Consider the following 12452-nt stretch of genomic DNA (forward strand, 5'->3'; position numbering starts at 1 on the left):
TCGCGTTCATCCTGGGCTCTGCTCACGGGCTCCGGGGTTGTCGTTCCTTGCTCCCGTTCACGCCGCAGTCCAGGCACCGCCGCGCCCTCGCTCACCCCTCCGCGTCTCAGCCCAGACACCCCCGCGTCCCCGCAGATCCGGCTCGCCACCGACTGAGTCGTCCCGAGCCCGTCCGAGCGGAGCGAGGACCATGAATACGAAAACGCCCGAAGTGGCGGACCACTCCGGGCGTTTCGTGTGTGACGTACGAGCTAGGACTTACCGGCCGTACTGACCGAAGTCGTACTCCTCCAGCGGAACGGCCTCGCCGCTGCCGGAGCCGAACGTGTAGTCCGCCGCGGAGCCGTCGTAGCCGCCGACCGTGTACATCGCGGCCTTGGCCTCCTCGGTGGGCTCCACCCGGATGTTGCGGTACTGGGGCATGCCCGTACCGGCCGGGATGAGCTTACCGATGATGACGTTCTCCTTGAGGCCGAGCAGGGAGTCCGACTTGGCGTGGATCGCCGCGTCGGTGAGCACCCGGGTCGTCTCCTGGAAGGACGCCGCCGACAGCCACGACTCGGTGGCGAGGGACGCCTTCGTGATGCCCATGAGGACCGGACGGCCGGAGGCCGGCTGGCCGCCCTCCGCCTTGGTCTCACGGTTGAGCACCTCGAAGCGCGGCCGCTCGACGAGCTCACCGGGCAGCAGCTCGGTGTCGCCCGACTCCAGCACGTTCACGCGCTTGAGCATCTGCCGGACGATGACCTCGATGTGCTTGTCGTGGATCGACACACCCTGCGAGCGGTAGACCTGCTGGACCTCGTCCACCAGGTGCAGCTGCACCGCGCGGGGGCCGAGGATGCGCAGGACCTCGTTCGGGTTGCGCGCACCGGCGATCAGCAGCTGACCGACCTCGACGCGCTGACCGTCGGAGACCAGCAGCCTGGACCGCATCGACACCGGGTAGGCGATCTCTTCCGAGCCGTCGTCCGGAGTGATGACGATCTTGCGGGTCTTGTCGGTCTCGTCGATCCGCACCCGGCCCATGACCTCGCTGATCGGAGCGACACCCTTGGGGATGCGCGCCTCGAACAGCTCCTGGACACGCGGCAGACCGTGCGTGATGTCCGCACCCGCCACACCACCGGTGTGGAAGGTACGCATGGTCAGCTGGGTGCCGGGCTCACCGATGGACTGGGCCGCGATGATGCCGACGGCCTCACCGACGTCGACCAGCTTGCCGGTGGCCAGCGAGCGGCCGTAGCAGGTGGCGCAGACGCCGATCTTGGCCTCGCACACCAGGGTGCTGCGGGTCCGGACCGTCTCGACCCCGGCCTCGACCAGCGCCGTGACGATCGAGTCGTTGATGTCGGAGCCCACCGACGCGACGAGCTTGCCGTCCACCTCGACGTCCTCGGCCAGGATCCGGCCGTGCACGTTGCTCTCGGCGTTCTCGGCCTTGACCAGGTTGCCCTGGGGGTCGCGCTCGCCGACGTGCAGCGGGACCGCGCGGTCGGTGCCGCAGTCGATCTCGCGGACGATGACGTCCTGGGCCACGTCGACCAGACGACGGGTCAGGTAACCGGAGTCGGCGGTCCGCAGAGCGGTGTCCGCCAGACCCTTCCGCTGGCCGTGGGTGGAGATGAAGTACTCCAGCACCGACAGGCCCTCACGGAAGGAGGACTTGATCGGCCGCGGGATCGTCTCACCCTTGGTGTTGGACACCAGGCCGCGGATGCCGGCGATCTGCCGCACCTGCATCTTGTTACCGCGGGCGCCGGAGTTGACCATCATCCAGACCGGGTTCGTCGCGGGGAACGCGTTGACCATGTCGGTCTCGACGTCCGCCGTGGCGTGGGTCCAGATCTCGATGAGCTCCTGACGGCGCTCCTCGTCGGTGATCAGACCACGGTCGTACTCGCGCTGGACCTTGTCGGCCCGCTTCTCGTACGACTCCATGATCGTCGCCTTGTTCGGCGGGGCCACGACGTCCTCGATCGAGATCGTGACACCGGCGCGGGTCGCCCAGTGGAAGCCCGCGTCCTTGAGCGAGTCGAGCGCGTTGGCGACCTCGACCTTCGGGTACCGCTCGGCCAGCTCGTTGACGATTCCGGAGAGCTGCTTCTTGCCGACCTGGTAGTTCACGAAGGGGTAGTTGTCCGGCAGCGTCTGGTTGAACAGGCAGCGGCCGAGCGTGGTCTCCAGCCGGATCGGCTCGCCGGCCTCCCACCCTTCCGGGGCCTCCCAGCCACGGGGCGGCGGGACGTCCTTGAGCCGCACCTGGATCTTGGCCTGCATGTCCAGCTCGTGGCGGTCGTGGGCCATGAGGGCCTCCGACACGGTGCCGAACACGCGACCGGCCCCCAGGGCGTCGGCCTTGTCCGTCGTCAGCCAGTACAGACCGATGACCATGTCCTGGGTGGGCATCGTCACGGGCTTGCCGTCGGCCGGCTTGAGGATGTTGTTGGTGGACAACATCAGGATGCGCGCCTCGGCCTGGGCCTCAGCGGACAGGGGCAGGTGCACGGCCATCTGGTCACCGTCGAAGTCCGCGTTGAACGCGGTGCAGACGAGCGGGTGAATCTGGATCGCCTTGCCCTCGACCAGCTGCGGCTCGAACGCCTGGATGCCCAGACGGTGCAGCGTGGGCGCACGGTTCAGCAGCACCGGGTGTTCGGTGATGACCTCTTCGAGCACGTCCCACACGACCGGACGGGCACGCTCGACCATCCGCTTGGCCGACTTGATGTTCTGTGCGTGGTTCAGGTCGACCAGGCGCTTCATCACGAACGGCTTGAACAGCTCCAGCGCCATCTGCTTGGGCAGACCGCACTGGTGCAGCTTGAGCTGCGGGCCGACGACGATGACCGAACGGCCGGAGTAGTCGACACGCTTGCCCAGCAGGTTCTGGCGGAACCGGCCCTGCTTGCCCTTCAGCATGTCGCTGAGGGACTTCAGCGGGCGGTTGCCGGGACCGGTGACCGGGCGGCCGCGGCGGCCGTTGTCGAACAGCGCGTCGACGGCCTCCTGCAGCATGCGCTTCTCGTTGTTCACGATGATCTCGGGAGCACCAAGGTCGAGCAGGCGCTTGAGGCGGTTGTTGCGGTTGATGACCCGGCGGTACAGGTCGTTCAGGTCGGAGGTCGCGAAGCGGCCACCGTCCAGCTGGACCATCGGGCGCAGGTCCGGCGGGATCACCGGGATGCAGTCGAGCACCATGCCGCTGGGCGAGTTCCTCGTGTTGAGGAACGCCGCGACGACCTTGAGCCGCTTGAGGGCGCGGGCCTTCTTCTGGCCCTTGCCGCTGCGGATGGTCTCGCGCAGGTTCTCCGCCTCGGCGTCCAGGTCGAAGCTGTTCAGCCGCTCCTGGATCGCCTGGGCGCCCATGCCGCCGCGGAAGTAGCGGCCGAAACGGTCGCGCATCTCGCGGTAGAGCAGCTCGTCGCCCTCGAGGTCCTGGACCTTGAGGTTCTTGAAGCGGCTCCAGACCTCGTCGAGACGGTCCAGCTCGCGCTGGGCACGGTCGCGCAGCTGCCGCATCTCGCGGTCGGCGCCCTCACGCACCTTGCGTCGCTGGTCGCCCTTGGCGCCGGCGGCCTCCAGCTCGGCCAGGTCGGCCTCGAGCTTCTTCTGGCGGGCCTCGATGTCGGCGTCACGGCGCTGCTCGATGTGCTGCCGCTCGACGGAGATCTTGGCCTCCAGCGACGGCAGGTCACGGTCACGCGTCTCGTTGTCGACATGCGTGATCATGTAGGCCGCGAAGTAGATGACCTTCTCCAGGTCCTTCGGGGCCAGGTCGAGCAGGTACCCGAGGCGCGAAGGAACGCCCTTGAAGTACCAGATGTGGGTGACGGGCGCGGCCAGCTCGATGTGGCCCATCCGCTCACGACGCACCTTGGCGCGCGTGACCTCGACGCCACAACGCTCACAGATGATGCCCTTGAAACGGACGCGCTTGTACTTGCCGCAGTAGCACTCCCAGTCCCGGGTAGGACCGAAGATCTTCTCGCAGAAGAGTCCGTCCTTTTCCGGCTTGAGAGTCCGGTAGTTGATCGTCTCCGGCTTCTTCACCTCGCCGTGTGACCACTGGCGGATGTCGTCAGCGGTCGCCAGGCCGATTCGGAGTTCGTCGAAGAAGTTGACGTCGAGCACTTTTGATCCCCTCAGCTTCTAGATCAGACCTCTTCGACGCTGCTCGGCTCACGCCGGGACAGGTCGATGCCGAGCTCCTCCGCAGCGCGGAAGACGTCCTCGTCCGTGTCCCTCATCTCGATGGACATGCCGTCGCTGGACAGCACCTCGACGTTGAGGCACAGCGACTGCATTTCCTTGATGAGGACCTTGAAGGACTCCGGAATGCCCGGCTCGGGGATGTTCTCTCCCTTGACGATGGCCTCGTAGACCTTCACGCGACCGAGCACGTCGTCGGACTTGATCGTGAGCAGCTCCTGCAGCGCGTAGGCCGCGCCGTACGCCTCGAGAGCCCACACCTCCATCTCACCGAAGCGCTGGCCGCCGAACTGGGCCTTACCGCCGAGCGGCTGCTGGGTGATCATGGAGTACGGACCGGTCGAACGAGCGTGAATCTTGTCGTCGACCAGGTGGAGCAGCTTGAGGATGTAGATGTAGCCGACCGAGATCGGGTGCGGGAACGGCTCACCGGAGCGGCCGTCGAACAGCCGCGCCTTGCCGTTCTCGCCGACCATGCGGGAGCCGTCCCTGTTGGTCAGGGTGTTGCTCAGCAGGCCGACGATCTCCTCCTCGTGGGCGCCGTCGAAGACCGGGGTCGCCACCTTGGTGCGCGGCTCGATGCTGGTCAGCCCCTTGTTGCGCAGGCGCTCAGCCCAGGCCTCCTCGACTCCGCTGACGTCCCATCCGCGGGCCGCGATCCAGCCCAGGTGGGTCTCCAGGACCTGGCCGACGTTCATTCGACCAGGAACACCCAGCGGGTTCAGGACGATGTCGACCGGAGTGCCGTCCTCGAGGAACGGCATGTCCTCCACGGGGAGGATCTTGGAGATGACGCCCTTGTTGCCGTGACGGCCGGCCAGCTTGTCACCATCGGTGATCTTGCGCTTCTGGGCCACGTAGACACGGACCAGCTCGTTCACACCGGGAGGAAGCTCGTCGCCCTCCTCGCGGCTGAACACGCGGACACCGATGACCTTGCCGGACTCGCCGTGCGGCACCTTCAGCGAGGTGTCACGGACCTCACGCGCCTTCTCACCGAAGATCGCGCGAAGCAGCCGCTCCTCGGGGGTCAGCTCGGTTTCACCCTTCGGGGTGACCTTGCCGACGAGGATGTCACCCGTGGTGACCTCGGCGCCGATGCGGATGATGCCGCGCTCGTCGAGGTCGGCCAGGACCTCTTCGGAGACGTTCGGGATGTCCCGGGTGATCTCCTCAGGGCCCAGCTTGGTGTCGCGGGCGTCGACCTCGTGCTCCTCGATGTGGATCGAGGAGAGCACGTCGTCCTGCACCAGACGCTGGGACAGGATGATCGCGTCCTCGTAGTTGTGGCCCTCCCACGGCATGAACGCCACGAGCAGGTTCTTGCCGAGCGCCATCTCACCGTTGTCGGTGCAGGGACCGTCGGCGATGACCTGGTTGACCTCGACCCGGTCGCCCTCGGCGACGATGGGCTTCTGGTTGAAGCTCGTGCCCTGGTTGGACCGCTTGAACTTGGCCACGCGGTAGGTGGTGCGCGTGCCGTCGTCGTTCATGACGGTGACGTAGTCGGCGGAGACCTCCTCCACCACACCGGCCTTCTCGGCGCTGATGACGTCGCCGGCGTCGGTGGCGGCGCGGTACTCCATGCCGGTGCCGACCAGCGGAGCCTCGCTCTTGAGCAGGGGCACCGACTGGCGCTGCATGTTCGAACCCATGAGCGCGCGGTTGGCGTCGTCGTGCTCCAGGAACGGGATCATGGCGGTGGCGACCGACACCATCTGCCGCGGCGACACGTCCATGTAGTCGACCTCGGAGGGCTGGACGGCCTCGAACTCGCCGCCCTTGCGGCGCGCCAGCACCCGGGACTCCGTGAAGCGGCCGTCGGGGCTCAGGCCCGTGTTCGCCTGGGCGACGACGTACCTGTCCTCCTCGTCCGCGGTCAGGTAGTCGACGATGTCCGTGACCTTGCCGTCCTCGACGCGCCGGTACGGGGTCTCGACGAACCCGAAGGAGTTGATCCGGCCGTAGGAGGCCAGCGAGCCGATGAGGCCGATGTTCGGGCCTTCAGGCGTCTCGATCGGGCACATCCGGCCGTAGTGGGACGGGTGCACGTCACGGACCTCGAAGCCGGCCCGCTCACGGGACAGACCACCGGGGCCGAGGGCCGACAGACGCCGCTTGTGCGTCAGGCCCGCGAGCGGGTTGGTCTGGTCCATGAACTGCGACAGCTGCGAGGTGCCGAAGAACTCCTTGATCGACGCCACGACCGGGCGGATGTTGATCAGGGTCTGCGGCGTGATCGCCTCGACATCCTGCGTCGTCATGCGCTCACGGACGACGCGCTCCATGCGGGCCAGACCCAGCCGGACCTGGTTCTGAATGAGCTCGCCGACCGTACGCAGACGGCGGTTGCCGAAGTGGTCGATGTCGTCGGTCTCGACGATGACGGAGCCCTCGGGGCCCATCGACTCCTCGCCGGCGTGCAGCCGGACGATGTACTCGATGGTGGCGACGATGTCCTCGTCGGTCAGCGTGCCCTGGGTGATGTCCCCCTGGACGCCCAGCTTCTTGTTGATCTTGTAGCGGCCGACCTTCGCCAGGTCATAACGCTTCGGGTTGAAGTACAGGTTCTCCAACAGCGTCTGCGCCGACTCCTTGGTCGGCGGCTCACCCGGACGCAGCTTGCGGTAGATGTCGAGCAGCGCGTCGTCCTGGCCGGACGTGTGGTCCTTCTCCAAGGTCGCGCGCATCGACTCGTACTGCCCGAAACGCTCCAGAATCTGGTCGGTCGTCCACCCCAGCGCCTTCAGCAGCACCGTCACCGGCTGCTTGCGCTTACGGTCGACACGCACGCCGACACTGTCACGCTTGTCGATCTCGAACTCGAGCCAGGCACCACGCGACGGGATCACCTTCGCGCCGAACAGGTCCTTGTCGGAGGTCTTGTCGACCGAACGGTCGAAGTAGACACCCGGAGACCGGACCAGCTGGGACACCACGACACGCTCGGTGCCGTTGATGATGAAGGTGCCCTTCGAGGTCATGAGCGGGAAGTCGCCCATGAACACCGTCTGGCTCTTGATCTCACCGGTGGTGTTATTGATGAACTCCGCCGTCACGAACATCGGGGCGGAGAAGGTCATGTCCTTGTCTTTGCACTCATCGACTGAGTACTTGGGCGGCTCGAACCTGTGGTCCCGGAACGACAGGGACATGGTGCCGGAGAAGTCCTCAATGGGACTGATCTCTTCAAAGATCTCTTCGAGACCTGACTGGGCCGGAACGTCCTTGCGCCCGGCCTGGCGAGCCGCCTCGACCCGGCCCTTCCATTTCTCGTTGCCGAGCAACCAGTCAAAGGACTCGGTCTGCAAGGCGAGAAGGTCGGGAACTTCGAGCGGCTCCTGGATACGTGCGAACGACACGTTACGGGGACCGGCGGGTACGGCGGAGGCGTTGCGCGAGGCTGCCAACAGATGTCCTTCCGAGGGCTCGCGGACTGACTACACGCACGCCAGACGACCAGAGACTAAGCATTACTCAGAGAGACGGTCGTCAAAGGGCAGCGCAAAGGGGCAGTGTAGCCGATAGGCATACACCTGTCCACTCCGCTCTCGCTCTGCGCTCCACGTTGGTGGCAGCATCACCCGTCTGAGCCGAAACGTCAAGCCCGAGAGCCCACATTTCGCCTAACTGACGGGCACCACGCTGGGTGTTTCCCATCCGGACGACAGACGAACATCATCGGAACCAGTCCCTACCCGGGAGCCGGTCCAGGTAACGTTCCGTCACACGGACGGGCCAACGCTGACCATCGGTCTACGCCACCGTGCCGAACATCTGCCCGCGATCGAAGCGCCCCAAACGCAACCTTTGCTAACAATTGAATAACCCGGGTCATCGGGCGGGCGTGTCACCGAGCAGGGTGGACAGGTCCGCGACCCGCCAGCCGTCGCCGTCCGTCACCATCAGGAGCCGGGCCCTCCCCTGGCTGACCTGCTGCTCCGGCCCGTCGCCGCCCGGTTCGGAACTGCTCCGGGTCATGTTGACGAACAACACCACCCGGACCTCCTCAGGCGTGGCGGTCTCGACCCCGGCCGCCGCCACGACGGCCTGCTGCACGAGCCTGCGACGCCGGGCCTCCGCGGGAAGCGTTTCCGCCAGTTCGCGATAGCGCCGCACCAGCGTCCCCGTGGCCCGGCTCTGCGCCCTTTGAAGATCCTGATCGATCGTACGGTAGTCGTACGACAACATGTCGGGGGCCAGCGCCCGGGCGGCGGCCAGGCCGGCCGCGGCGGATCTGTCGCCGTCCTGGATGCGCCGTAGGTCGAGCCCGGTCCGAACCGCCGTGACGGCGAGGAAGAGCGCCGAGAGGGCGATCAGAGCGATCAGCAGGCGCCTCATTGGACGAGCTCCGCCTTCGAGACCAGCCAGGCCCCGCCGGCCTTGGTGACCTCCATGCGCCATCGGTAGAAGCGCTCCTCGGGAGCGGCGTCCCTGCCGTCCTCCCAGTGGATCACCGCGTCGGCGACGATCAGCACTTCGGCCCTGCGATGGTCCGCGGCCATGGACGCCAGGCCGGTCGCCCTGAGCACGCCGGTCTGGACCACCTTGTTGTCGACCGTGGCCTTCTTGAGGGCCGCCTCGTTCCTGGCGTACTCCTCGCGCTCCTCGCCGGTCGACGTCGCGAGGATGCGCTTCATGTCGTCGTCGACGGTCCTGTGGTCGACGGACAGCAGACTGACCGCGTGAACGGCCGCCGCACGCGCCGCCGACCGGCGATCGTCCTGAGCGGCCCTGGCCGCGTCACGGGCCCCTCCTGCCCACACGACCGCCCCCGCCAGCGCGACGGTGACGAGCAGGAGGCAGACGACCAGCGCGCGCCGCACCAGGCCCACCCCCGATCATGCCGCCGGACGCCGGATCCCCTCCCGCAACATAGATCAGGCGGCCGTACCTGCCCATAGGGTGTTCGATCCCGGTACCGGATCGACCCCGGACATGCGAAAGGGCGGGCCCCACCCGGCACCTGGGTGGACCCGCCCTTCCGGCGAGGTGCTACTTGACCGTGACGGTGGCGCCGGCGCCCTCGAGGGCCGCCTTCGCCTTCTCGGCCTGCTCCTTGTTGACCTTGCCGTCGAAGACGGACTTGGGAGCGCCGTCGACGAGGTCCTTGGCCTCCTTGAGGCCCAGGCTGGTCAGAGCGCGGATCTCCTTGATGACCTGGATCTTCTTGTCGCCGGCGGCCTCGAGGACGACCTCGAACTCGTCCTGCTCCTCGGCCTCTTCGGCGGGAGCGGCAGCGCCGCCACCAGCGACAGCGGCGACCGCGACCGGGGCGGCGGCCTTGACGTCGAAGGTGTCCTCGAAGAGCTTCACGAACTCGGAGAGCTCAAGGAGGGTCATCTCCTTGAAGGTGTCGAGCAGCTCGTCAGTGCTGAGCTTCGCCATGATGGTGTTCCTCCAGTGGATCTAGCAAAACGTTGAAAAGGGACCGCGGTAGCGCGCTTCCCCCGCCCGCCTGCGCGGGACCTACTCGCCGGCCTCTTCGCGCTTGGCGCGCAGAGCCTCGGCGAGTCGAGCCATGTTGGTGGGCAGCGCGGCGAAGGTGGCGGCAGCCTGGGACTGCTTGGCCTTCAGCGCACCGGCCAGCTTCGCGAGGAGCACCTCACGAGACTCGAGGTCGGCAAGCTTCGTGATCTCGGTGGGGCTCATCGACTTGCCGTCGACGACGCCACCCTTGATCACCAGGAGGGGGTTGGCCTTGGCGAAGTCACGCAGACCCTTGGCCGCCTCCACCACGTCGCCCTTGACGAACGCGATGGCGGTCGGGCCCTTGAGCAGGTCGTCCAGGGCGGTGATCCCGGCGCCGTTGGCCGCGATCTTGGTCAGCGTGTTCTTCGCCACGGCGAACTTCGCATGCCCACCGAGAGAAACGCGCAGCTCCTTGAGCTGAGCGACGGTGAGACCGCGGTATTCGGTCAGAACGGCGGCGCTGGAGCCTTCGAACTCGTTCTTGAGTTCGGCAACCGCACCGCTCTTGTCCGCCTTCGCCATGGGCCTCCTTCCAGATGTGCCGCCGGCGAAGGACTCCCCTCAAACGAACAAGCCCCGGCGCAGGCGCACGGGGCTTGGAAGGACGATCTAATCGTCCCAAGCTCTCTCCACACCTACGCGGGCCGTCCACTCACGTGGAACCTTCGGTCGCCGAGCTACGAAACAGCCCGGCGACGACCGGCGGTCTTTGGCAGGAGACAGAATACGTGTCAATCCCTAGGACGCCAAATCAGCCGCCCAGAGGCACGTTCGTCGGCATCTCGGCGACCTGGCTCGCCGGCGGGGCCTTGATCGTGAGCTTCTCGTTGAACGACTTGAAGAGCATGGTCATGTCCATGGCCATGGTCTTGGCCTGCTCGGCCTTCACCGCCATCTTGCGGGGCAGACCCTCACCGTCGATCCAGACGTCGAACTTCATGTCCTTCATCCCGGTCATCTGGGTCTCGGCCTGCTTGCGCGCCTCGGCGGGCAGTTGCTTCAGCGCCTCGGACACCGGGTAGCTGCCCGCGAAGTGCGTGGTGTCGACGCCGCCGACCTTCTCGCTGCCGACCGACTTGATGTCCTTGGACGCGGTCAGCATCTTGATGTTGGTCCGCAGGTCCATCTGGTTGGCCTGACCAAGCAGCTGGTCCATGTCGAGACCCGCCTGGGCACCGGCCTTCGCGAGGTCGATCTTGACCCAGGCCTTGTCGCCGCCCATGAGGGCCTTGAGCATGTCCATCTTCATGTATGCGACGCGACCGTCGAGGATCATCCGCATGCCGCCGGGGATGTCCTGGCCCGCCGAGCTCATCTTGTCGAGCGTGAGGTCGAACGCGGCCGTCGGAGCCGTCTGAGCACGCATGGTGCCCTCGATGTTTCCGGTCTCGCCGTTGGGGCCGGTGATGTCCATGACGATGTCCGCGGCGTAGGACGTGACCTTGTCGGTCTTCTGCGCCGTCTCCTGCAGGACCTCGGCCGCCGTGAGCTCGTGATTTTCCAGCGACGGGGTGGCCGTGGTCGAACCGCATCCCGCTGCCGTGATCGTGACCGCCACTCCGGCGGCCACCAGAAACCGGCGCATGCCTACATTCCCTTCGTTTCCCCCAACAAGTGCTCCCCGACCCTACGCGGCCGGAACCCCACGCGCGCAGATAAGGGGAAAAACGCCATCAGATATACACGATTCCTACACATTCCGAACGCGCACCCTGACACAGAAAATACGAAAAATACATAAAAAGGGTCCATGCGTGTTAAGAACACCATGGAAAGGGCGGGGAGTCGGGGACGACGGCGATGCCGCACCAGAAAAGGCCAGGTCACACGGCTCGTGCCGGATGGGTGCTGCATGACCATAGAAGGCCACGCATCGGGAAAGGCGACGTGTCGGCGCTCCCGGCGAACGCCTGTCCCATAAAGAGAGAAACCCCTGCCCATTCGGGCAGGGGTTTCTCACGAAATCCGATTCCGGGCCTGAGATCAGGCTCGGATCAGGCGGTACCTCAGGCCTCGGCCTCGGTCATCGCACGCGTGACGTTCGGGTCGACCGGGATGCCGGGGCCCATCGACGTCGTGAAGGTGACCTTCTTGAGGTAGCGGCCCTTGGCGGCCGACGGCTTGAGACGCAGCACCTCGTCGAGGGCGGCGGCGTAGTTCTCCACGAGCTGACGCTCGTCGAAGGACGACTTGCCGATGATGAAGTGCAGGTTCGAGTGCCGGTCGACCCGGAACTCGATCTTGCCGCCCTTGATGTCGGTGACGGCCTTGGTGACGTTCGGGGTGACGGTCCCGGTCTTCGGGTTCGGCATGAGACCACGCGGACCGAGCACACGGCCCAGACGGCCGACCTTGCCCATCAGGTCAGGGGTCGCGACGACGGCGTCGAAGTCGAGACGGCCCTTGACCACCTCGTCGATGAGCTCGTCTGAGCCCACGATGTCGGCGCCCGCGGCGCGGGCCTCCTCGGCACGGTCACCGGTCGCGAAGACCAGGACCCGGGCGGTCTTGCCGGTGCCGTGCGGGAGGTTGACCGTGCCACGGACCATCTGGTCCGCCTTACGCGGGTCGACACCCAGGCGCAGGGCGACCTCGACGGTGGCGTCGAACTTGGTGGTCGCGGTCTGCTTGGCCAGCCGGACGCCGTCCAGCGGGCTGTACAGGGCGTCGCGGTCGATCTGTGCGGCCGCGTTCTTGTAGCTCTTGCTGCGCTTCACTTTCCGCTCCTCGTGGAGTTCGTGGTGCGGGCCGCGCATCGGGCCCTTCCA

At 66.4% G+C, this 12452-nt stretch carries 8 protein-coding genes; all 8 read right to left on the reverse strand.

Features of this window, described 5'->3' with window-relative positions; translation table 11 throughout:
* Positions 1-258: 258 nt before the first annotated feature.
* The 8 genes from Pph01_RS27825 to rplA all read right to left on the reverse strand — a co-directional run bounded on the left by Pph01_RS27825 (position 259) and on the right by rplA (position 12401).
* Entirely contained in the window at positions 259-4134 is a 3876-nt protein-coding gene (locus tag Pph01_RS27825; protein WP_204076126.1) for a DNA-directed RNA polymerase subunit beta', read from the reverse strand.
* A gap of 23 nt (positions 4135-4157) precedes the next feature.
* Positions 4158-7622, reverse strand: a complete 3465-nt coding sequence (gene rpoB, locus Pph01_RS27830; protein ID WP_204076127.1) for a DNA-directed RNA polymerase subunit beta — start codon at positions 7620-7622, stop codon at positions 4158-4160.
* A 424-nt stretch (positions 7623-8046) separates the two neighbouring features.
* Entirely contained in the window at positions 8047-8553 is a 507-nt protein-coding gene (locus Pph01_RS27835; protein WP_204076128.1) for a hypothetical protein, read from the reverse strand.
* The gene (locus tag Pph01_RS27840) at positions 8550-9038 is read right to left on the reverse strand and encodes an Rv1363c family protein (RefSeq protein WP_239117061.1); all 489 of its coding nucleotides are present in this window, start codon (positions 9036-9038) and stop codon (positions 8550-8552) included. Before Pph01_RS27840 ends, Pph01_RS27835 begins: the two co-directional genes overlap by 4 nt.
* A gap of 169 nt (positions 9039-9207) precedes the next feature.
* Positions 9208-9600, reverse strand: a complete 393-nt coding sequence (rplL, locus tag Pph01_RS27845) for a 50S ribosomal protein L7/L12 (RefSeq protein ID WP_204076130.1) — start codon at positions 9598-9600, stop codon at positions 9208-9210.
* Positions 9601-9681: 81 nt separating this feature from the next.
* Positions 9682-10206: a 50S ribosomal protein L10 gene (gene rplJ, locus Pph01_RS27850; RefSeq protein ID WP_204076131.1), complete on the reverse strand. Its 525-nt coding sequence runs from the start codon at positions 10204-10206 to the stop codon at positions 9682-9684.
* Between the two features lie 229 nt (positions 10207-10435).
* On the reverse strand, positions 10436-11269 hold the full coding sequence (locus Pph01_RS27855; RefSeq protein ID WP_204076132.1) for an SCO4651 family lipoprotein: 834 nt from the start codon (positions 11267-11269) through the stop codon (positions 10436-10438).
* A gap of 421 nt (positions 11270-11690) precedes the next feature.
* Positions 11691-12401 carry a 50S ribosomal protein L1 gene (rplA, locus tag Pph01_RS27860; RefSeq protein ID WP_204076133.1) on the reverse strand — a complete coding sequence of 237 codons (711 nt, stop codon included), beginning with the start codon at positions 12399-12401 and terminating at the stop codon, positions 11691-11693.
* Between the last annotated feature and the right edge of the window lie 51 nt (positions 12402-12452).

Origin of the sequence: Planotetraspora phitsanulokensis (assembly GCF_016863295.1) — a bacterium.
Lineage (GTDB): Bacteria > Actinomycetota > Actinomycetes > Streptosporangiales > Streptosporangiaceae > Planotetraspora > Planotetraspora phitsanulokensis.

Bases quoted from the DNA above. Each gene is read 5' to 3' on its own strand.
- Pph01_RS27835 (WP_204076128.1), bottom strand. From the start codon at position 8,553: ATGAGGCGCCTGCTGATCGCTCTGATCGCCCTCTCGGCGCTCTTCCTC.
- rplL (WP_204076130.1), bottom strand. From the start codon at position 9,600: ATGGCGAAGCTCAGCACTGACGAGCTGCTCGACACCTTCAAGGAGATG.
- rplJ (WP_204076131.1), bottom strand. From the start codon at position 10,206: ATGGCGAAGGCGGACAAGAGCGGTGCGGTTGCCGAACTCAAGAACGAG.
- Pph01_RS27855 (WP_204076132.1), bottom strand. From the start codon at position 11,269: ATGCGCCGGTTTCTGGTGGCCGCCGGAGTGGCGGTCACGATCACGGCA.